The organism is Streptomyces sp. NPDC002853 (genome assembly GCF_053591915.1).
In genome coordinates, this window is sequence record NZ_JBSFUS010000003.1 from 182,881 (window position 1) to 203,529 (window position 20,649).

Annotated in this window: 22 protein-coding genes and 1 pseudogene; 11 read left to right on the forward strand and 12 right to left on the reverse strand. The window is 70.1% G+C overall.

The annotated features are described in order from the left end of the window. Positions 1–20: 20 nt before the first annotated feature. Complete coding sequence (locus tag ACWD02_RS08715) at positions 21–938, reverse strand: sigma-70 family RNA polymerase sigma factor (RefSeq protein WP_451206294.1); 918 nt, start codon at positions 936–938, stop codon at positions 21–23. A gap of 72 nt (positions 939–1,010) precedes the next feature. Between ACWD02_RS08715 and ACWD02_RS08720 the strand changes: the two genes are divergently transcribed. Then, positions 1,011–1,478, forward strand: coding sequence for a pyridoxamine 5'-phosphate oxidase family protein (locus ACWD02_RS08720; RefSeq protein ID WP_451206297.1), 468 nt, complete (start codon positions 1,011–1,013; stop codon positions 1,476–1,478). A gap of 31 nt (positions 1,479–1,509) precedes the next feature. Here the strand turns inward: ACWD02_RS08720 and ACWD02_RS08725 are convergent, their stop codons facing one another. The 7 genes and pseudogenes from ACWD02_RS08725 to ACWD02_RS08755 form a co-directional block, all read right to left on the reverse strand. Further along, entirely contained in the window at positions 1,510–2,610 is a 1,101-nt protein-coding gene (locus ACWD02_RS08725; RefSeq protein ID WP_451206300.1) for an HAD-IA family hydrolase, read from the reverse strand. A gap of 156 nt (positions 2,611–2,766) precedes the next feature. Next, positions 2,767–3,003 (reverse strand): hypothetical protein, encoded by a 237-nt coding sequence (locus tag ACWD02_RS08730; protein ID WP_451206303.1) that lies wholly within the window; start codon positions 3,001–3,003, stop codon positions 2,767–2,769. 92 nt (positions 3,004–3,095) lie between these two features. Then, positions 3,096–3,640, reverse strand: a pseudogene (locus ACWD02_RS08735) (dihydrofolate reductase family protein). 98 nt (positions 3,641–3,738) lie between these two features. Further along, positions 3,739–4,503: an ANTAR domain-containing protein gene (locus ACWD02_RS08740; protein WP_451206305.1), complete on the reverse strand. Its 765-nt coding sequence runs from the start codon at positions 4,501–4,503 to the stop codon at positions 3,739–3,741. A 56-nt stretch (positions 4,504–4,559) separates the two neighbouring features. After that, entirely contained in the window at positions 4,560–5,189 is a 630-nt protein-coding gene (locus tag ACWD02_RS08745; protein ID WP_451206307.1) for a GNAT family N-acetyltransferase, read from the reverse strand. A gap of 247 nt (positions 5,190–5,436) precedes the next feature. Further along, a complete protein-coding gene (locus ACWD02_RS08750; RefSeq protein WP_451206310.1) occupies positions 5,437–6,504 on the reverse strand; it encodes a family 2 encapsulin nanocompartment cargo protein polyprenyl transferase in 1,068 nt (355 codons plus the stop codon). A 96-nt stretch (positions 6,505–6,600) separates the two neighbouring features. Next, on the reverse strand, positions 6,601–8,007 hold the full coding sequence (locus ACWD02_RS08755; RefSeq protein WP_451206312.1) for a family 2B encapsulin nanocompartment shell protein: 1,407 nt from the start codon (positions 8,005–8,007) through the stop codon (positions 6,601–6,603). 254 nt (positions 8,008–8,261) lie between these two features. Here ACWD02_RS08755 and ACWD02_RS08760 point away from each other — a divergent pair, with 254 nt between their 5' ends. The 3 genes from ACWD02_RS08760 to ACWD02_RS08770 all read left to right on the forward strand — a co-directional run bounded on the left by ACWD02_RS08760 (position 8,262) and on the right by ACWD02_RS08770 (position 10,266). Then, complete coding sequence (locus tag ACWD02_RS08760) at positions 8,262–8,510, forward strand: hypothetical protein (RefSeq protein ID WP_363209205.1); 249 nt, start codon at positions 8,262–8,264, stop codon at positions 8,508–8,510. A 137-nt stretch (positions 8,511–8,647) separates the two neighbouring features. Continuing rightward, positions 8,648–9,238: an N-acetylmuramoyl-L-alanine amidase gene (locus tag ACWD02_RS08765; RefSeq protein ID WP_451206315.1), complete on the forward strand. Its 591-nt coding sequence runs from the start codon at positions 8,648–8,650 to the stop codon at positions 9,236–9,238. 89 nt (positions 9,239–9,327) lie between these two features. Beyond that, positions 9,328–10,266 (forward strand): 1-aminocyclopropane-1-carboxylate deaminase/D-cysteine desulfhydrase, encoded by a 939-nt coding sequence (locus tag ACWD02_RS08770; RefSeq protein WP_451206318.1) that lies wholly within the window; start codon positions 9,328–9,330, stop codon positions 10,264–10,266. Here ACWD02_RS08770 and ACWD02_RS08775 read toward each other — a convergent pair. After that, entirely contained in the window at positions 10,245–11,843 is a 1,599-nt protein-coding gene (locus ACWD02_RS08775) for a Na+/H+ antiporter (protein ID WP_451206320.1), read from the reverse strand. The genes ACWD02_RS08770 and ACWD02_RS08775 overlap by 22 nt on opposite strands. Positions 11,844–11,889: 46 nt before the next feature. Between ACWD02_RS08775 and ACWD02_RS08780 the strand changes: the two genes are divergently transcribed. The 3 genes from ACWD02_RS08780 to ACWD02_RS08790 all read left to right on the forward strand — a co-directional run bounded on the left by ACWD02_RS08780 (position 11,890) and on the right by ACWD02_RS08790 (position 13,863). Beyond that, the gene (locus ACWD02_RS08780) at positions 11,890–12,150 is read left to right on the forward strand and encodes a UBP-type zinc finger domain-containing protein (protein WP_451206323.1); all 261 of its coding nucleotides are present in this window, start codon (positions 11,890–11,892) and stop codon (positions 12,148–12,150) included. Positions 12,151–12,397: 247 nt separating this feature from the next. Beyond that, positions 12,398–12,811 carry an ATP-binding protein gene (locus ACWD02_RS08785; protein WP_135332116.1) on the forward strand — a complete coding sequence of 138 codons (414 nt, stop codon included), beginning with the start codon at positions 12,398–12,400 and terminating at the stop codon, positions 12,809–12,811. Next, positions 12,808–13,863, forward strand: a complete 1,056-nt coding sequence (locus ACWD02_RS08790; protein ID WP_451206327.1) for an RNA polymerase sigma factor SigF — start codon at positions 12,808–12,810, stop codon at positions 13,861–13,863. Before ACWD02_RS08785 ends, ACWD02_RS08790 begins: the two co-directional genes overlap by 4 nt. A 69-nt stretch (positions 13,864–13,932) precedes the next feature. Here the strand turns inward: ACWD02_RS08790 and ACWD02_RS08795 are convergent, their stop codons facing one another. Next, complete coding sequence (locus ACWD02_RS08795) at positions 13,933–14,385, reverse strand: hypothetical protein (RefSeq protein WP_451206329.1); 453 nt, start codon at positions 14,383–14,385, stop codon at positions 13,933–13,935. 92 nt (positions 14,386–14,477) lie between these two features. Between ACWD02_RS08795 and ACWD02_RS08800 the strand changes: the two genes are divergently transcribed. After that, positions 14,478–15,446, forward strand: coding sequence for a diacylglycerol/lipid kinase family protein (locus ACWD02_RS08800; protein ID WP_451206333.1), 969 nt, complete (start codon positions 14,478–14,480; stop codon positions 15,444–15,446). A gap of 318 nt (positions 15,447–15,764) precedes the next feature. After that, the gene (locus ACWD02_RS08805) at positions 15,765–16,022 is read left to right on the forward strand and encodes a WhiB family transcriptional regulator (protein WP_016639615.1); all 258 of its coding nucleotides are present in this window, start codon (positions 15,765–15,767) and stop codon (positions 16,020–16,022) included. A gap of 162 nt (positions 16,023–16,184) precedes the next feature. Here the strand turns inward: ACWD02_RS08805 and ACWD02_RS08810 are convergent, their stop codons facing one another. Then, positions 16,185–17,651, reverse strand: a complete 1,467-nt coding sequence (locus tag ACWD02_RS08810; protein ID WP_451207422.1) for a sensor histidine kinase — start codon at positions 17,649–17,651, stop codon at positions 16,185–16,187. A gap of 393 nt (positions 17,652–18,044) precedes the next feature. Further along, complete coding sequence (locus ACWD02_RS08815) at positions 18,045–18,641, reverse strand: TetR/AcrR family transcriptional regulator (protein WP_451206336.1); 597 nt, start codon at positions 18,639–18,641, stop codon at positions 18,045–18,047. A gap of 93 nt (positions 18,642–18,734) precedes the next feature. Between ACWD02_RS08815 and ACWD02_RS08820 the strand changes: the two genes are divergently transcribed. Then, a complete protein-coding gene (locus ACWD02_RS08820) occupies positions 18,735–19,493 on the forward strand; it encodes an SDR family oxidoreductase (RefSeq protein ID WP_451206339.1) in 759 nt (252 codons plus the stop codon). Positions 19,494–19,708: 215 nt separating this feature from the next. Continuing rightward, entirely contained in the window at positions 19,709–20,494 is a 786-nt protein-coding gene (gene nagB / locus ACWD02_RS08825; RefSeq protein ID WP_451206342.1) for a glucosamine-6-phosphate deaminase, read from the forward strand. Positions 20,495–20,649: the final 155 nt, after the last annotated feature.

Consider the following 20,649-nt stretch of genomic DNA (forward strand, 5'->3'; position numbering starts at 1 on the left):
CGACAGGACCCGGGCCGGGGTCAGCGCCGGAACGCGGGCAGGCCGAGGGCGCGCACGCGGGCGGGGTCGACGAGGATGTTGAGCTCGACGATCCTGCCGCCGGCGATCGTGAACTCCATGACCGAGACGACCTCGCCGTCCGGCACTCCGACCATGCCGAAACGGCCGTTGACGAGCGCGATCTCGGTGGTCGGCGCCGCCTCCGCGAACATCGCCGCCTGCCCTGCCACCACCGCCGCGCCCCGCACCAGCTTCGAGAGCCCGGAGGCCAGTTCGCCGGTATCGGCCCGCAACACCACATCCGGGTCGAGGAGTTCGAGCAGCGCGTCGAAGTCGCCGCCCCGCGCGGCCGCGAGGAAGGCGCCGACGACCTCGCGCTGACGTACGGGATCGTTGTCGGGGGCGGGCGCCGCGCCCTGGACCCGGCGACGGGCCCGGCTCGCCAGCTGGCGGGTCGCGGCCGGGGTGCGTTCCACGATGGGGGCGACCTCGTCGAAGGGCACGGCGAACATGTCGTGCAGCACGAAGGCGAGGCGTTCGGCGGGTGCCAGCGTCTCCAGGACGACGAGCAGCGCGAGTCCGACCGAGTCGGCGAGCAGCACCTCCTGCTCGGGGTCGACCACGTCTCCCCAGCTCACCACGGGGTCGGGCACGTAGGTGTCCGGCGCTACCGACAGGGAGTCCTCGCGTCGCGACTGCCGCGTACGCAGCATGTCGAGGCATATCCGGCCGACGACCGTCGTCAGCCAGCCCCCCAGGTTCGTCACCTCACTGGTGTCGGAGCGGCTGAGCCGTATCCAGGCCTCCTGGACCGCGTCATCGGTCTCGCCGAGCGAACCGAGCATGCGATAGGCGACCGCCTTCAGATGCGGCCGGTGCTCCTCGAAGCGGGCCGCCAGCGCATCGCCCTGATCTACTGCTGCTTCGTTCTGGTCCATCTGTCACATTCCCTCGTCGCGATTCGTCAGAGCAATGACGTACCGTGCCCGCGCACTTGGAGGAGAACAGTAATGAACACCGATACGACAGGCCCGCGCGCACCCGAGCGTCGCAAGCAGGACGTCCTGCATCGCCTCGCCCACGACATCGACGCGTGGGTGGCGACGGCCGACGCGGACAGCGGGACCCCGTACCTGATCCCGCTGTCCTTCCTCTGGGACGGCGAGAGCCTGCTGGTGGCCACGCCCGACGCCAGCGTCACCGGCCGCAACCTCCGGGCGACCGGGAAGGCGCGGGTCGGCATCGGGCCGACCCGCGACGTCATCCTCGTCGAGGGGGCCGTACGCGCCCTGGGCGAGGACGAGTTGACCCCGGGGGACCGCGACGCCTTCGCCGAGAAGACGGGCTTCGACCCGAGCAAGCTCGGCACCCGCTACACCTACTTCCGCATCACCCCGCAGCGGCTCCAGGCCTGGCGCGAGGCCGACGAGCTCGAGGGCCGGGAGCTGATGCTGGGCGGGCGGTGGACGGTGCGGTAGGCGGTGCGGCAGGCGGTGGAGAGCCCCCGGGTCAGTCCCTGCCGAGCACCGGGGCCAGCGCCTCACGGAGGTCGTCGGGACCGGTGTAGTGGAGCCCCGTCATGCCGAGCGCGACGGCCGCGTCCACGTTCTCCTTGCGGTCGTCCACGAAGAGGCAGCGCTCGGCGGGGACCCCCGTGCGCTCCACGGCGATCTCGTAGATCCGCCGGTCGGGCTTGACGATGCCGACGTCGGCGCTGCTGACCACGGTGTGCGCGAGGTCGGCGATGCCGAGCTCGGCCAGGTCGTCGTCGAGCCACGGGGTCGCGTTCGTCACGAGCGCCACATGCAGGTGTGCGCGGGCCCGCCTGAGCAGGTCCACCACGGTGGCGTCGGCGGAGAAGCCGGCTCCGGCGAGCGTGGTGCCCAGGGCGTGGCCGCGCTCGTGGGGCACGCGGTCGGCGAGGCCCTGCGCGATGGCCCGTACCCACTCCTCCTTGCCGATGCGCCCGAGCATCAGCGGCTGATCGGTCTCGGGCGCGAAGGCGATCTCGGCGGTGCTGCCGTGCGGAAGACCGGCGGCGCGCTCCATCTCCTCCAGTTCCGTCATGTCGTAGAAGCGGATCACGCCGTCGAGATCGCAGAGCACCGCGTCGAACGGCAGCGGCGGCACCTGCCAGGCGAAGCGCAGCTTCTCCTTGGCGTCGGCGCCGATCCGGCCGTAGAAGCGGATCGCGCCCTCGTTCCACGCGGGTGTCTGCCACTGGACCTCGGTCAGGCCGAGGGCGCGCGCCTCCGCGGCCACCGCGTCCGTCAGGCGCTCGCCGAGGCCGAGGCCCCGGTGGCCGTCACGCAGGAAGAGGCAGTCCATGTGGAGGTACTCGGCGCCGTCCCAGGTGGATATCTCCGGCGCGCACGTGGCGTAGCCGACGACGTCACCGCCGGGCAGCTCGGCCACCAGGCAGCGGAGCCGGGGGTCCGGCACCCCGAAGAGGAGGGTCTGCAGGCGCTGTTCCAGGCCGGGGGCGGGCGGGGCGCCCTTCTCGTACGCGGCGTGCTCGGCGACGAGTTCCACGACGCGGGGGAGGTCGGCGGGGCGTGCGTGGCGGATGCGGGGCGAGCTTTCGTGCGCCGTCGGGTCTTCGTACGTCATCGCAGGTCCCCGAGGGGCCGTGCGGTGCGCGTGTGAGGGCCGTCGGCGGGCGCAAGCAGCCGCTCACCGTCGACGGCCGACGGAAGTCCAACAAGCTCGGTCATGTCCATGCGCCCATGATGCAGATGTCGCGCGCGTCATGGGACACGGATGTCCTCAGTCGTCGTCGGAGCGCGCGGGTGCGGGCTCCACCTCGGCCTCGGTGCGGTTCGCCGCGGGTGCGTCGACGCACGCGTCGCATCGCGGGTTGTGGCAGGGGCCGGGGCCCCACACGGGGACGTACGCCCCGAGCACCTTGCGTCGCTTGATGGCCGTACCGACAGGCCGTCCACAGCTCGCACACACCGGCTCGCGCTGCGGGCGGGGGCCGGACCGGCTCCCATCGCTGCCCATACGTCCAGGGTAGAGCGGGCCGCCTCGGCCGGAAAGCCCGGCCGAGGGTACTTCTGGACGTACGGCTGCCGGCGCTGCCCGCGTGGCGGCTGTCAGCGCTTCCTGCGGTACGTCCGCACGACGACCCCGCTGTCGAAGGCCCGGGACGCCTCGAACGCGAACTCACTGATCACCGTCTCCGCGCCCGCCCCGCCGTCGAACATCGGCATGCCGGCCCCCAGCAGCAACGGGTAGGTCTTGATGATCAGCTCGTCGATCTCGTCCCGCAGCGCCCCCGCGACCTTCGCGCCGCCGCACAGCCAGATGTCGAACTCGCTGTCCTCGCGCTTGAGTTCGCGGACCCTGCCGACCAGGTCGGCGGAGATGATCTCGACGTTCGGGTCGGGCGACTTGTCGAGGCTGGTGGACGCCACGTACTCGCGCAGATGCCCGTAGGGACTCGTGATGTCGGCGTCCAGGGCGAGCCGGTAGCTGCCCAGGCCCTGGACGACCGTGTCGAAATCGTCTCCGGATATTCCGTCTTGAGGAACTCCAGGAATTCCTCGTTCACGAACGGCATGAAGGATGCTCCGTCGCCGCTCCTGTCGCCGATGAAGCCGTCGATCGACACCGCGACGAAGTAGCTGAGCTTTCGCAAGGGAACTCCCGACTCGGATTTACTTCTTCATGTTCCGGCACATATCGAGGGCGCACGGAACACCGAGGGGCGCGGCGCCGCGGGACGGCGCGACCGCGTCACCCCCGGCGGATTCCCTCCGTGTCGAGTTCCCCCGCCACCACCTGCCGCGCGCACTCCGCGAGCCGCAGCCGGTTCGCGCGGGCGTGGCGCCGAAGTGCCGCGAACGCCTCGTCGACCGTGCACTTCCAGCGCTCGGCGAGCACACCTTTCGCCTGCTCGATGGCGATCCGGCTGATGAGCGCCTCCTGCAACTGGCCGCGCTCCGTCTCGCTCCGCTCCAGCAGGCGCCGCTGGAGTATCGCGATCGTGGCGACGTCCGCGAGGGCCTGGGCGAGCGCGATCTCGTCGGGCCCCATCACCTGCGGGCGCGCCTGGAAGAGATTCAGCGTGCCGACGGCCTGCTCGCCCTGGCGCAGGGGCAGCACCTGCGTCATGGTGTAGCCCGCTTCCTTGGCCCGCGTCGCGAACTGCGGCCAGGCGATGTTCGCCTCCAGGCCGGTGAGCGCGATGTTCGTGTACGCCGTGCCGGAGCGGTAGCAGTCCAGCGACGGCCCCTCCTCCTGCTGGAGGGCGAACAGATCGAGCACCCAGGCGTGCTCGCCGGACGCGGCGACGAGCTTCAACTCGTCCCGGGAGGTCGCCAGCAGAACACCCACGGCCGAGACTCCGAGCAGTTCCACGCAGCGCACGGCCAGGCTCTGCAGGAAATCGACGACCCTGAAATCGTCGGTCATGGAGTCGGCCATCTCCACGAATGCCTCCGCCAGAAGCCGCTCGCGGGACGTGTCGCCGAACACCTCACGGGTCACTTTGCGGGACATGGGGCTCTTCCCCCCTTCGTTGTTCCTACGGCCAACACAGCGGCGCTACAACGACTTTAGGCGAATCGGCCGGTGTCGCCACCGTCCGTGTCGAAAGGCCGGGGCTCCCGCCACATCGGCCACAACTGCGGGCCGTCCGGCAGATCGACGGCATTTCCCGTGAATTGGAACCCGAGGCGGGTGTACAGCGCGCGGCTGCGGCTGTTGCTCGCCTCCAGATAGGCGTGCAGCCCGTCTCGGTCACAGCGGTCGAGTACGGCCGAGATCAGCGCCGAGCCGAGCCCCTCGCCCTGCCGCTCGGGGCTCACGCCGATCATGTGCAGGTACTGGTGGGGCCGGTCGGTCGGGTGTGCCTCGCCGGTCAGCCTGCCGATCTCCTCGATCCGCGCGTTCTCGGGATCGACGGCGGCGCGCAGCTGCGCGGGGCCCTCTTCGGCGCCTTCGCCCTCGCCCGCGGGGACGGACCACCACAGTGCGACGGCCGAGCCGTCCTCCGCGATGTCGACGTAGCCCAAGTCAAGCGCGAGGTCGAGGAAGGCGTTCATCAGAGCGCCGTGCCTGCGGCGGCGGTGGTCCGGGTCGGGGAAGACCCAGCTGCTCACCGGGTCGTCGTGGAACGCCTCGTCGAGGAGCCGGACCACGTCCGCCCTGTCGCTCTCCCCGGCTCTCCGGATACCTACGCCCACAGCCCGCCCCTTCGCCCCGACCACGCTCAACTGCGTGTACCGCCCCACTGGTTGCTTGCGTCGCAGCCTAGGCGATCGGGCCCCGGCACGCGGGTGAGCCCCGCACCCTGACCGGATCTCGGCGGGGTGCGGGGCTCGCGGGACGCGTCGTGGGTGTGCGTGGGGTGTGCGTGGGTCCCGCGTAGGTCTGCGTACCTCTGCGTACCTCTGCGTAGGTCCGCGGATGGATGTGTACGGCTGCGTACGTTCAGTGCGTACGCCGGGTCACGAACTCCGCGAGTGCCAGCAGGCTGTCCGCGGCCTCCGGAGCCGGCACCGCGCCGGCGAGCTGGTTGATCGCGCGGGACATCCGGTCGCCCGCGTGCAGCAGCGCCCAGTCCCTGCCGCCCGCCGCCTCGACGGCGCGCGCCATGCGGTCCAGGTCGCCGTCGGCCGACGGTCGGCCGTACAGTTCGGCCAGTTCGGCCGCGGCCGGAGTGCCCGAGGCCAGGGCGGCGACCACCGGCAGGGACTTCTTGCGGGCCGCCAGGTCGGCACGGGCCGGCTTGCCCGTGCACCCGGGGTCGCCCCAGATGCCGATCACGTCGTCGATGAGCTGGAAGGCGAGCCCCGCCTCGCGGCCGAACCCGTCGAGCGCCTCCACCTCGCCGCGCCCCGCCCCCGCGTACAGCGCGCCCAGCGCGCAGGCGCAGCCGAGCAGCGCCCCCGTCTTGGCCTCGGCCATGGCGAGGCACTCGTCGAGCGTGACCTCGTCGGGACCGCGCCGCTCCAGCGCGCCGTCCGCCTGCTGGCCCGCGCACAGCTCCACCACGCAGGCGGCGAGCCGGGCGGCCGCCGCCGGGGCCCCGGGGTGCGGGTCCTCGGCGAGCAGCCGCTGCGCCAGCGCCTGGAGCGCGTCACCGGCCAGGATCGCGTCGGGTTCGCCGAACACGGTCCATGCGGTGGGCCGGTGCCTGCGGGTGGCGTCGCGGTCGATGACGTCGTCGTGCAGCAGGGTGAAGTTGTGGGTCAGCTCCACCGCCGCCGCGGCCCGGACCGCCGCGGTCTGGTCCCCGCCGAGGGCGCGCACCGCGGCGAGCACGAGGGCGGGCCTGATCGCCTTGCCCGCGTGTCCGGCCGCCGGTGTGCCGTCCGCGTGTTCCCAGCCGAAGTGGTAGAGCGCGATGCGGCGCATCGCGCCTGGCAGCGAGTCGATCGCCCTGCGCAGCTCCGGGTCGACGCACTCGCGCGCCGATGCCAGGATCTCCGCCGCTTCGGACGCGTCGTGCCCCGCGTGCTCCTCGTACTCCGTCATGTCCGTCGTCGTGTCCGTCATGGACTCACCCCGGAGAGGATGCGGACGGTGGCGGTTCCTGGGCCTGCGGGCGCGTACGGAAGGGGTCTACCCGGCCGCGCGCCCGCAGACACGGCCTCACCGCCAGCGGCCGATCTCGACGTTCTCCAGCACGCCCAGCGCGTCCGGCACCAGGACCGCCGCGGAGTAGTAGGTCGACACCAGGTACGAGATGATCGCCTGCTCGCTGATTCCCATGAAGCGCACGGACAGGCTCGGCTCGATCTCGTCCGGGATGCCGGCCTGGTGCAGCCCGACGACACCCTGCTCCTCCTCGCCCGTACGCATGCAGATGATCGAGGTGGTGCGGGCCTCGGTGACCGGGATCTTGTTGCACGGGAAGATCGGCACCCCGCGCCAGGTGGGGATGCGGTGGCCGCCCATGTCGATGGTCTCCGGCACCAGACCGCGCTTGTTGAGCTCGCGGCCGAACGCGGAGATCGCGCGCGGGTGGGCCAGGAAGAGCTTCGACCCGCGCCTGCGGCTGAGCAGCTCGTCCATGTCGTCCGGGCTCGGCACGCCGTCGTGCGGTTGCAGCCGCTGCTCGTACTCGCAGTTGTTGAGCAGCCCGAACTCGCGGTTGTTGATCAGCTCGTGCTCCTGGCGCTCCTTGAGCGCCTCGACCGTGAGCCGCAGCTGCTGCTCGGTCTGGTTCATCGGCTGGTTGTAGAGATCGGCCACGCGCGTGTGGATGCGCAGGACGGTCTGGGCGACGCTCAGTTCGTACTCACGCGGCGCCGATTCGTAGTCGACGTACGTGCCCGGGAGCACGGCCTCTCCGATGTGTCCCGCGGAGAGGTCGATGGGCGCCTCGCCGAACTTGTTGGTGCGCTGGGCCGGGATGGACCGCAGCCGCCGCAGGTGCTCCCGCAGGGAATCCGCGCGCTCGGCGACCTGCTCCAGGTCCTGGCGGGGCAGGGTGAGCACGGTGCACGCCGTCACCGCGCGTGTCGTGTACTCCCAGATGGCCTCCGGGTCGATCAGCGCCTGCTCGCCGAAGTAGGCGCCGTCGGCGAGCGACCCGAGGACCGTGTCGTCCCCGTAGGGCCCGGTGCCGATCTTCTCGACCCTGCCGTGCGCGAGCAGGAACACCTCGTCGGCCTGACTGCCGAAGGAGGTGATGACCTCCCCCGCGGCGAACTCCCGCTGCTGGCAGCGCTGGGCCAGCTCCCCCAGGACCTCGACGTCCGCGTAGTCCCGCAGGGTCGGCAGTTCGCCGAGCTCCGCCGGGATCACCTGGACGCGGTCCCCGGTCTTCACGAACGTCACCCGGCCGTCCCCGACCGAGTAACTCAACCTCCGGTTCACGCGATACGTACCGCCCTGCACCTGCACCCATGGCAGCGTCCGCAGGAGCCAGCGGGAGCTGATCTCCTGCATCTGCGGCGCGGACTTGGTGGTGGTGGCCAGATTCCGCGCGGCCGACGTGCCCAAGCTCTGCTGCGGCTCGGCCTGTTCCGCCCGGACCTCTTCGCCTACCGACATTGGCTATGCCCTCCCGATCAAGCGCTGATCTGCGCCGACAACCCTTCCAGCACGGTGAGTGCCGGCGCCATTACACAAACGAGCGGGAATGGATCGGGCGAGACGGGGCACTCACCCGCGTACCAGGACACAGGTTCGCCGGGGCGGGGAACTCCAAGATCCGTGCATCCGTTGAACAGGACACATCGGCGGATACGCTTCGTGCCGAAATGCACAGATCAGCACTGATCCGCACCTATGCGTAGGAGACGGCAATGGCAGGCTTCCTGGATCGCGCCAAGGAACAGGCGCAGCGCGGGCTCACGCAGGGCAAGCAGAAGATCGACGAGGTCCAGGCGCAGCGCACCGGCGGCGACCTCCTGAAGAAACTGGGCGCCGCGTATTACGCGCAGCAGCACGGCACGGGGACCCCTCAGGCCACGCAGCAGGCCCTGCAGGCGGTCGAGGCGCACATCGCGACGAACGGCGACGCGTTCCTGCACGGCGGCGACCACCGCGGCTGACCAAATCGGCTCGCACGGTGCCCGAACAGCGACGGAATCCGTCCGAACGGCTGGTTCAGGCACCGTGGTTCCGGTAAAAGCGGACATACAAGACGGTCCGCTGCCGGCGGACGTCGCGCTCCGTGAAGGAGTCCGCCATGGCCCCACCCATGTCCGCGAGCAAGTTCCTCGACGTACTCAGGGACGAGGGGGCGACGGTCGTCGAAGTCGGCGACTGGCCCCACCACAACCGCAACCACAAGGGGCCGTGGGGGCCCGTGCACGGCGTGGTGATCCACCACACGGTGACGTCGGGCAGCGCTCGCACGGTGGAGATCTGTCGTGACGGGTACGCCTCACTGCCCGGCCCGCTCTGCCACGGCGTCATCACCAAGGACGGCCGCGTCCACCTCGTCGGGTACGGCCGCGCCAACCACGCGGGCCTGGGCGACGACGACGTCCTGCGCGCGGTCATCGCCGAGAAGAGGCTCCCCCCGGACAACGAGGCGAACACCGACGGGAACCGCCACTTCTACGGCTTCGAGTGCGAGAACCTCGGCGACGGCGAGGACCCGTGGCCCGACGAGCAGCTGGAGGCCATCGAGAGGGTTTCCGCGGCCATCTGCCGTCACCACGGCTGGACGGAGCGCTCGGTGATCGGCCACCTCGAATGGCAGCCGGGCAAGATCGACCCCAAGGGCTTCACCATGGACTGGATGCGCGACCGCATCGGGGAACGCCTCAAGTAACCGGGGAACGCCTCACGTAGCGGAACGCCCCGGGCGGGCGGCCGAACCGCGGCCGTGCCGGCCGGCACGGCGGCGGGCAGAATGGCGGGGTGAGCACCACCCCGCCGACCACCCCGCGCCCCCGGCTCCCGTCCCCGCTCCTGGAGCTCCGGGACGAGCGGTTCACACGGCGCGGCGTCACTCTCACGCTCAAGCGGGACGACCTCATCCACCCGGACCTCCCGGGCAACAAGTACCGCAAGCTCTTCCTGAACCTGGATGCCGCCGCAGAGGCCGGGCACGGAGCCCTGCTGACCTTCGGCGGCGCCTACTCCAACCACCTCAGGGCGACCGCTGCGGCGGGCCGCCTCCTCGGCATGGACACCATCGGCGTGGTCCGCGGCGACGAACTCGCCGACCGCCCCCTGAACCCGTCGCTCACGCAATGCACGGCCGACGGAATGCGCCTGCACTTCATCGACCGGGCGACGTACCGCAGGAAGACGGACCCGGACGTCCTGGCCGCCGTCCTGCGCGCGACAGGCGCCAAGGACCCCTACGTCATCCCCGAAGGAGGCAGCAACTCCCTTGCCGTGCGGGGCTGCACGGCCCTGGGCGAGGAACTGCGCGGGCGCACCCACACGGCAGCCGTGGCCTGCGGCACCGGCGGCACCCTGGCCGGGATGGCCGCGGGCCTCGCCCCGGACCAGCACGCGCTCGGCATACCGGTGCTCAAGGGCGGCTTCCTCGGCCCCGAGATACGGGCGCTGCAGCAGCGGACCTTCGGCGCCCCCACCGCCAACTGGCACCTGGACGAGCGCTTCCACTTCGGCGGCTACGCCCGTACGTCCCCCGAACTCACCGCGTTCGCAAACGACTTCGAGGACCGGCATGGCCTCCCCGTGGAGCGCGTCTACGTCGCCAAGCTCCTGTACGCGCTGACAGCCCTCTCCGAAGAGGGCGCGTTTCCCCCGGGCACCGACGTGACAGCGGTGATCACCGCGACCGGGGCCGCGGCCCCCACGGCTCACTCCTCGACCTCCCGGTAGGCCGCGGCCTCCTCCAGGTCCAGCTTGCGAAGCAGGGTCCGCATCATCTCGTCGTCGATGCGCCGCTCGTCCCGCATCGTCACGAACACCTCGCGCTCCGCGGCGATCGCCTCCCGGGTGAGCCTGCGGTAGGTCTCGTCGGCGGACTCCCCCGTCACCGGGTTGGACTGGCCGAGGCGCTCCCACACGGAGTTGCGGCGCCGCTCCAGAACGGTGCGCAGGCGGTCCTGGAGGGGCTCTGGGAGGCGATTGCGCTCGTCCTGCATGAGTTCATCCACCCGGCGCTCCGCGGCCTGTGAGGCGGCGTTCTGCGCCTGCGCCTCCGCGAGCGTCTCCGCCTGCGTGTCACGCCCCGGCAGCCGCAGGACCCGGATCAGCCACGGCAGCGAGAGCCCCTGCACCACCAACGTGCCGATCACCGTGGTGAAGGTCAGGAACAGCACGAGGTTGCGTGCGGGGAACGGCTCCCCGTCGTCCATGACGAGCGGGATCGAGAAGGCGATCGCCAGCGACACCACACCGCGCATGCCGGCCCAGCTGACGATCAGCGGCCGCCGCCAGTCCATGTCGCTCTCGCGTTCCTTGATGCGCTTCGACAGGATCCGCGGCAGATACGTCGCCGGATACGACCACACGAAGCGCACGAGGACGACCAGGAAGAAGACCCCCAGCGCGTACCAGGCCGCCTCCAGGCCGCTGTACTCGCCGAGTCCCTTGAGAACGAGCGGCAGTTGCAGGCCGATGAGCGCGAAGACCGCCGACTCCAGGATGAACGCGACCACCTTCCACACGGCGGCCTCCTGGAGCCGCGTCTCGAAGTCGACCTCCCAGGAGCGGTGGCCCAGGAAGAGGGCGACGACGACCACGGCGAGCACTCCGGAGGCGCCCACCTGCTCGGCGGCCGCGTACGCGACGAAGGGGATCAGCAAGGAGAGGGTGTTCTGCAGCATCGCCTCCTTCATGTGCCGCCGCAGCCAGTGGATCGGCACCATGAGGACAAGCCCGACACCGACCCCGCCGACCGCCGCCACCAGGAACTCCTGGATCCCGCCCGCCCAGCTCGCGCCCTCGCCGACCGCCGCCGCCAGGGCGACCTTGTAGGCGGTGATCGCGGTCGCGTCGTTCACCAGCGACTCGCCCTGCAGGATCGTGGTGATCCGCGACGGCAGCCCCACCTTCCGCGCGATGGCCGTGGCCGCCACCGCGTCCGGCGGCGCGATCACCGCGCCGAGGACCAGCGCGGCGGTCAGCGGCAGATCAGGGATCAGCAGGTAGGCCAGATACCCGACGGCGAGGGTCGCGAACAGTGTGTAACCGACCGAGAGCAGCGCCACCGGCCTGATGTTGGCGCGCAGATCGAGGTACGAACTCTCCAGGGCCGCGGTGTGCAGCAGGGGCGGCAGGATCAGCGGCAGCACGATGTGCGGGTCCAGGTGATAGTCCGGCACCCCGGGCACGTACGCCGCGACGAGACCCGCCGCGACAAGGAGCAGCGGCGCGGGCACCGGTGTCCGGCGCGCGGCTCCGGCCACCGCGGCACTCGCCGCGATCAGTGCCACCAGGGGCAGTACGTCCATCGGTCAGGCCCTCCGCGATACGCGTTCCCGTCGTAATCTGGCAATCATGAACGAGTGCCCGCATGTCGCAGCGCTGCCGCACCCTGAGCCCGCGCCGCTGAGCGAGACCTGTCTCGAGTGCCTCGCGGTCGGCAGTCACCCCGTGCAACTACGGCTCTGTCTGGACTGCGGCCACGTCGGCTGCTGCGACTCCTCGCCTTTCCGGCATGCGACGGAGCACCACAAGGACACCGGCCACGCGGTGATGAGGACCTTCGAACCGGGCGAGAGCTGGCGTTGGTGCTTCGTCGACGGTTCGATCGTCTGACGCCTGGGTACGTCAACCCGACGCCCGTACTCTCCAATTGGGCCCGCGCGACCCCTAGCCACTCTCCGTACCTATAGGCTTACTATGAGTGACAGCAACGGAGCGGGGTCCCCGGGACACGGAACTGGGGAGCGCGGTAGCGTCACCGCATAACTACGTGGTGCGTTACCCGTGTGACGCAGTCCGGCCCGCCGCTCGACGGCGGACCTGGAGCCCCGAAAGTGCTTGTACCACCTTGGAGGTGAGGGTGTCCCAGATCGCAGGCGAGCCCGGGAATCAGGACTTCGTCGAGGTCCGCCTTCCGGCTGCGGGTGCCTACCTGTCGGTGCTGCGTACGGCCACGGCCGGTCTCGCGGCGCGTTTGGACTTCACTCTCGACGAGATCGAGGACCTTCGCATCGCGGTCGACGAGGCGTGCGCGATCCTGCTCCAGCAGGCCGTGCCCGGCTCGGTGCTCAGCTGCGTCTTCCGGCTCGTCGACGACTCCCTGGAGGTGACCGTCTCGGCGCCGACCACCGACGGCCGGGCCCCGGAACGGGACACCTTCGCCTGGACAGTGCTGTCCGCCCTCGCGGGGCAGGTCGACTCCTCCGTGGCCGAGGACAACACCGTCTCGATCAGTCTCTACAAGAAGCGCGGCGCGGGACCCGGGCCGGCGTGAGGGACGGGGAGGGGCCGGTGCGGGACGAAGAGCGCGGCACACGGGGTCTGCCCGGTGGCCGGGGAGGGACGCCCACGAGGGGGCGCGGGGCTCCGGTGGAGCCGGCGCTCACGGGCATCCCCGAGCAGCAGGCCAGGCCGCACCCTCAGGACCCGGAGCAGCCGGGTCCGTCGACTGTGGCTGACGCGTCGGAGCAGGCAGAGCCGACCGCCCAGGAGGAGCGCGCAAAGCCCTCCGTCCGGGGCGGCGCGCAACGGGCGGGATACATGAGCGAGCAGCAGCACACCCGGCACGATCCGCAGGACCGCAGCGGTGCACGCGCGATGTTCATCGAGCTGCGCGAGCTGAAGGACGGCAGCCCTGAGTACGCGGATTTGCGCAACAAGCTGGTCCGCATGCACCTGCCGCTCGTCGAGCACCTGGCCCGCCGCTTCCGCAACCGCGGCGAGCCCCTCGACGACCTGACGCAGGTCGCCACCATCGGCCTGATCAAGTCCGTGGACCGCTTCGACCCGGAGCGCGGCGTGGAGTTCTCCACGTACGCGACACCCACGGTCGTCGGCGAGATCAAGCGCCACTTCCGTGACAAGGGCTGGGCGGTCCGGGTCCCGCGGCGTCTTCAGGAGCTGCGGCTCGCGCTGACCACGGCGACCGCCGAGCTGTCCCAGCTGCACGGCCGCTCGCCCACGGTGCACGAGCTCGCCGAGAAGCTGGGCATCTCCGAAGAGGAGGTCCTGGAGGGCCTGGAGTCGGCCAACGCGTACTCCACGCTGTCCCTGGACGTCCCGGACACCGACGACGAGTCCCCGGCGGTCGCGGACACCCTGGGCGCGGAGGACGAGGCCCTGGAGGGCGTCGAGTACAGGGAGTCCCTCAAACCGCTCCTGGAGGACCTTCCACCGCGCGAGAAGCGCATTCTGCTGCTGCGGTTCTTCGGCAACATGACGCAGTCGCAGATCGCCCAGGAAGTCGGCATCTCCCAGATGCACGTCTCCCGGCTTCTCGCCCGCACACTCGCGCAGCTGCGCGAGAAGCTCCTCGTCGAGGAGTGACGAAGGAGCAGGCCGCCCCTCCTGGTCTGCTCCTTCGGCGAGTCAGCCGGTCGGTCCCGTGCGGGACGGCTACTTCACGTCGTCCTGTACGTTCCCCGGGCCCTTGATGCCGAGGGCCTCGGTCGTGGCGGGATTGACCAGCAGGACGAGCGCGGCGACCGCGACGGCGGCGAGCGCGATACCCGCCGGGATGGCCATGCTGTCGGCCTGCAGCAGCTGCCAGGCCACCGGCAGCGCCATGATCTGCGTGATGATCGCGGGCCCCCGGCTCCAGCTCCGGCGGAGCAGGAGACCGCGTGCGGCGAGCAGGGGCAGGAGCGCGAGGACGATCAGCGTGACGCCGCCCGTCGTGGCCTGTTCCGGGTTGTCGGGGTCACCCGCGAGGCCCATCACGAGCATGTAGACGCCGGCGGCGATGAGTGCGACGCCCTCCAGCGCGGCAAGGGCCGCGGCGGCCGTCAGACGTCCGGGACGCGGGCCGGGCTCCGGTGCTTCGGGGGTGGGGTTCCGCTCAGTGCTCACCCTTGCAGGGTAGCTGTGCGTGTCCGCGCTCCGGTCCCGGGTCCGACCCCTCGGTCTGTGTCGGGTAAAGAGGGCTGGGTACTCTGCTTCGCATGCGTGCACTCCTTGTGGTCAATCCGGCGGCAACCACCACCAGCGCGCGCACGCGTGACGTACTGATCCATGCGCTGGCGAGCGAGATGAAGCTCGAGGCGGTCACCACGGAGTACCGCGGCCACGCCCGGGACCTCGGCAAGCAGGCCGCGGAGAGCAAGGACATCGAGCTGGTCGTCGCCCTCGGCGGGGACGGCACGGTCAACGAGGTCGCCAACGGCCTGCTGCACAACGGCCCCGATCCGGACCGTCTGCCGCGCCTGGCCGTGGTCCCCGGCGGTTCCACCAACGTCTTCGCGCGCGCACTCGGTCTGCCCAACGACGCCGTGGAGGCGACCGGCGCACTTCTCGACGCGCTGCGTGAGGGAAGCGAACGGACAGTGAGTCTCGGTCGGCTTGCCGGGACTCCCGGCACCGAGGACGAGACGATCCCCGCACACTGGTTCACTTTCGCGGCCGGATTCGGTTTCGACGCCGGGGTCGTCGGGCGGGTCGAACAACAGAGGGAACGTGGGAAGCGGTCCACGCATGCGCTGTATTTGCGCCAGGTGGTCCGTCAGTTCCTCGACGAGCCGCACCGCAGACACGGAATGATCACGCTGGAACGGCCCGGCAAGGACCCGGTCACCGATCTCGTGCTTTCCATAGTCTGCAACACCTCTCCGTACACCTACCTGGGCAATCGCCCGATGTACGCGTCCCCGCAGGCCTCCTTCGACACGGGCCTCGACGTGCTCGGTCTGAGCAAGCTCTCCGCCACGGCGGTGGCCCGGTACGGGACCCAGCTCCTGACCTCGACGCCGGAACGCGGACCTCACGGCAAGCACGCGGTTACGCTCCATGACCTCACCAACTTCACCTTGCATTCGAAGGTGCCGCTCCCCCTTCAGATGGACGGTGACCACCTGGGGCTGCGCACGAGCGTGACGTTCACAGGCGTTCGCCGTGCACTGCGTGTGATTGTGTGAGTAGAAGGGCCCAAAGTCCTTTCACTCGAACGTTTAGGCCAGGGTCCACCCCATGGAAGTACGGCTGTGACCCAGTCGACACTGAGGAATCAAAAAAAACTTTCCGGAAGGGGTTGTATCCGCCGCCGAGGTTTGCGAATCTCTACATGGCGATCGGGACGGCCCGCAACATCGGCCCCACAGACCGCCAGAACCCCCTCCTCAACGCATAGGACATCGTCGCGTATGTGACGAAAGTCCCTTCCGTCGTCGAGGGATTCGTGAAAGCGTTCACATTCACAAGCAACCTGCATGTAATACCAAGGAGAGGTAGCAGCCATGGACTGGCGTCACAACGCCGTTTGCCGCGAGGAAGACCCCGAGCTCTTCTTCCCCATCGGCAACACCGGTCCTGCGCTGCTGCAGATCGAGGAAGCCAAGGCCGTCTGCCGCCGCTGCCCCGTCATGGAGCAGTGCCTGCAGTGGGCGCTCGAGTCCGGCCAGGACTCCGGCGTCTGGGGTGGCCTCAGCGAGGACGAGCGCCGCGCAATGAAGCGCCGCGCCGCTCGCAACCGTGCTCGCCAGGCAAGCGCCTGACGCTCACGCCCCCTAACGAGCCTTAGCCCGGCGGCGCGTACAGCGAGTACGCATCTCCCGCCCCCGAGCCGCAGCCGCGCAGTACCCCCCGATGCGCAACGCAACGTGAGCAGTGAGCCCCGGACCACTTCGGTCCGGGGCTCACTGCTTTCTGTGCGCGCTCTACTTGTCGGCGCGCACCGGGATGTCGAGGACGACCTGCGTGCCGCGCTCGGGGGCCCGCACCATGTCGAAGGTGCCGCCCATCTCGCCCTCGACCAGGGTGCGGACGATCTGCAGGCCGAGGTTGCCCGAGCGGTGCGGGTCGAATCCCTCGGGCAGACCGACGCCGTCGTCCTGGACGGTGATGAGGAGCCTGGCGTCCTTGCTGGTGCCGCCGCGCACGGCGGAGACCTCGACCGTTCCGGTGTCGCCTTCCTGGAAGCCGTGCTCCAGGGCGTTCTGCAGGACCTCCGTCAGGACCATCGACAGCGGCGTCGCGACCTCGGCGTCCAGGATGCCGAAGCGTCCGGTGCGCCGGCCGGTGACCTTTCCGGGTGAGATCTCCGCCACCATCGCGAGGACGCGGTCGGCGATCTCGTCGAACTCCACGCGCTCGTCCAGGTTCTGGGACAGCGTCTCGTGCACGATCGCGATGGAGCCCACGCGGCGCACGGCCTCTTCGAGCGCCTCGCGTCCGGTGGCCGAGTCGATCCGCCGCGCCTGAAGGCGCAGAAGTGCCGCGACCGTCTGGAGGTTGTTCTTCACCCGGTGGTGGATCTCCCGGATGGTCGCGTCCTTGGTGATCAACTCCCGCTCGCGTCGGCGCAGTTCGGTGACGTCACGGAGCAGTACGAGCGAACCGATGCGCGGGCCCTTGGGCTTGAGCGGGATCGCGCGGAGCTGGATCACGCCGTCGCCGCCCTCGATCTCGAACTCGCGGGGCGCCCAGCCGCTTGCCACCTTGGCGAGAGCCTCGTCGACCGGGCCGCGGGACGGGGCGAGTTCGGCGGTCGCCGTGCCGAGGTGGTGACCGACCAGGTCGGCGGCGAGACCGAGGCGGTGGTAGGCGGAGAGCGCGTTCGGTGACGCGTACTGGACGATGCCGTCGGCGTCGAGCCGGAGCAGACCGTCGCCCACGCGCGGGGACGCGTCCATGTCGACCTGCTGGCCGGGGAACGGGAAGGACCCCGCCGCGATCATCTGGGCCAGGTCGGACGCCGACTGGAGGTAGGTCAGTTCGAGGCGCGAAGGGGTGCGCACCGTGAGCAGGTTCGTGTTGCGGGCGATGACCCCGAGGACGCGTCCTTCCCTGCGTACGGGGATGGACTCGACCCGCACCGGGACCTCTTCGCGCCACTCGGGGTCGCCCTCGCGCACGATGCGGCCCTCGTCAAGGGCGGCGTCGAGCAGCGGGCGGCGGCCGCGCGGGACGAGGTGGCCGACCATGTCGTCCTGGTAGGAGGTGGGGCCGGTGTTCGGCCGCATCTGCGCCACGGAGACATAGCGGGTGCCGTCGCGCGTGGGGACCCACAGCACGAGGTCGGCGAAGGAGAGGTCGGAGAGCAGCTGCCACTCCGAGACCAGCAGATGCAGCCACTCGAGATCGGAGTCACCGAGAGCGGTGTGCTGGCGTACGAGGTCGTTCATGGAGGGCACGTGTGCGAGCGTACCTGGCACATCCGGCGGGCCCGCTCCAGGAGATTCGCGACGGACCGCGGCGCCTTCCCGACGAGCCGCGGCGCCAGGGCGGGACCCTCAACCCACCCACGGCACCGCAGCCCTTCAGGAACACCGACCACCGGAATGTGCGGTACCAGGCGGCCGATCTAAGGATCCGACACGGTCAGGGCAGAGAGTGCCGGTTCCTCGGTCCACCCTCCTGTGCGGGAAGGGTGGATGCTTTACCAACGCATTGTGGACTAGACCATTCACTTGTGTCTATGCGTCGGCAGATGTTTGTTGTTGTCTCTTTCTCCCGCTCGCCTGCTCCCGCTCGTTTACTCCCGCTCCTCGCGCGGCGACTCCTGCCGCCCAGCGGGGTTATACCTCGGGCCAGACCCGCATGGCCAGCTCGGCGACCGCTTCCAGCTCCTGGCGGCTCGCGCCGTCGCGGGACTGCTGGGACATGCCCTGGAGCACCGCGCCCGTATAGCGGGCCAGGGCGGGGGCGTCGGTCCCCGGGGGGAGCTCGCCCGTGGCGACGGCGGCCTTTATGCGGGACTCGATGGAGCTGATGTTCGCGTTGCGCCGCTCACGCAGGCCGGCCTCGACCTCCGGCGTCGTGCAGTTCGTCGCGGCGCAGATGACCAGGCAGCCGTGCGGGTGTCCGGCCTCCGTGTACTTGTCGGCGGCCTCGTGCAGCATGCGTGCGACTCCGCCGCGGACGGTCGGTTCCTCCGCGAAGGCGCGCTCGCCGAAGGAGCCGTGCGTCTGCCCGTACAGCAGCACGACCTCCTCGAACAGTGACTGCTTGTCACCGAAGGCCGCGTACATGCTGGGGGCGCCGATGCCCATGGCCCGGGTGAGGTCGGTGACCGACGTCGCCTCGTACCCCTGATCCCAGAAGGTGCGCAGGGCCTGCTCCAGGGCGGTCTCGCGGTCGAAGGAGCGGGGGCGGCCGCGCTGTTTCGTCGCCATGGAGTGAATTGTATAGCGAGCACTAGAAAAACGGCTCGGAGTCGGTTACGGTTTTTTCTGTAACGACCACTAGAGAAATAGGGGGCGGGTCTCATGGGCGCGCTTGCAGGGAAGCTCGCGGGTAAGACGGCGCTGGTCACGGGCGGCAGCCGCGGCATCGGGCGGGGCATCGCCGAGCGGCTGGGGCGGGACGGCGCACGGGTGGCCGTGCACTACGGCAGCAATGAGGTGGCGGCGAAGGAGACGGTCGCGGCGATCGAGGCCGCGGGTGGATCCGCCTTCGCGTTCGGGACGGAGCTGGGGGTACCCGGAGACGCCGAGGCGCTCTGGACCGAGTTCGACCGGCACGCCGACGGTCTGGACATCCTGGTGAACAACGCGGGGATCGGGCTGTACAGCCTCGTGGGCGACGTCCAGGAGGCGGATTACGACCGGGTGTTCGCGGTCAATGTGAAGGCGCCGTTCTTCATCATCCAAAAGGGACTCGACCGGCTGCGCGACGGCGGCCGGATCATCAACATCTCCTCGGGCGTCACCCGCATCGCCTTCCCGATCACGATCGGTTACTCGATGACGAAGGGTGCGCTGAACGTCCTTACGCACACCTTGGCTCAGGATCTGGGTCCACGCGGGATCACGGTCAACTCGGTGGCGCCGGGGATCATCGAGACCGAGATGATGGACGGGATTCCCGAGGAGCAGCGCGCGAACATGGCCGGCTACTCGACCTTCGACCGCATAGGCCAGCCCCGGGACGTGGCAGACATCGTCACCTTCGTCGCGTCGGACGACGCGCGGTGGATCACCGGCCAGCTGATCGACGCGACAGGAGGGTCGGTGCTCGGGGTGTGAGTCGCTGCGGGGCGTCCATGCCGATTCGACGGGCGGGGGCGGGCCGGAGAGCCGAGCATGGAAGACGGGAACTGAAGCCCGGGAACTGAAGCCCGGGAACCCGGGGCCAGAGCGGGTCAGCTCTGCTAGATTGGTCTATACCACACAGTCCAATAGTTCCCCGTGGGCTCTCTCTCCGGGTCCGCGAGTCCCCCCTCCAGATCGGCAGGCCCAGCGTGGAAGTTGTCATCGTCCCGGACGCCAAGGCAGGCGGCGAGCTCATCGCGGAGGCCATGGCCGCCTTGGTGCGCCGTAAGCCTGACGCCCTGCTCGGTGTCGCCACCGGATCCACCCCGCTGCCCATCTACGAAGCCCTGGCCGCCAAGGTCGCCTCCGGTGCCGTGGATGCCTCGCGGGCGCGGATCTGCCAGCTCGACGAGTACGTGGGGCTGCCCGCCGGGCATCCCGAGTCCTACCGCTCCGTGGTGCTGCGCGAGGTCGTCGAGCCGCTCGGGCTCAGCGAGAAGTCCTTCATGGGGCCGGACGGCAGCGCGCAGGACGTGCAGGCGGCCTGCGAGGCGTACGACCAGGCGCTCGCGGACGCCGGCGGGGTGGACCTCCAGCTGCTCGGGATCGGCACGGACGGGCACATCGGGTTCAACGAACCGTGCTCCTCGCTCGCCTCGCGCACCCGGATCAAGACGCTGACGGAGCAGACGCGGGTGGACAACGCGCGCTTCTTCGACGGGGACATCGAGCAGGTGCCACACCACGTGATCACGCAGGGCATCGGGACGATCCTGGAGGCGCGGCATCTGGTGCTGCTCGCCACCGGTGAGGGCAAGGCGGACGCGGTGGCCGCGACCGTGGAGGGGCCTGTCGCCGCGGTGGTTCCGGCCTCGGCCCTGCAGTTGCATCCGCATGCGACTGTCGTCGTGGACGAGGCGGCTGCCTCCAAGCTGAAGCTTGGGGAGTACTTCCGGGCGACGTATGCGGCTAAGCCTGCCTGGCAGGGGCTTTAAGCGGGCCCCTGGGCCTTAGGCGAAGGTGCCGGGCCGCCCCCTGCTGGGGGCGGGCCCGGCACCTTTTTGTCTGCGGCCACATTCGTTTGTGGCCATACCCCCGGGTGCGTGGGGGCTGATCGCGCAGTTCCCCGCGCCCCTTACAGGGCGCTTCC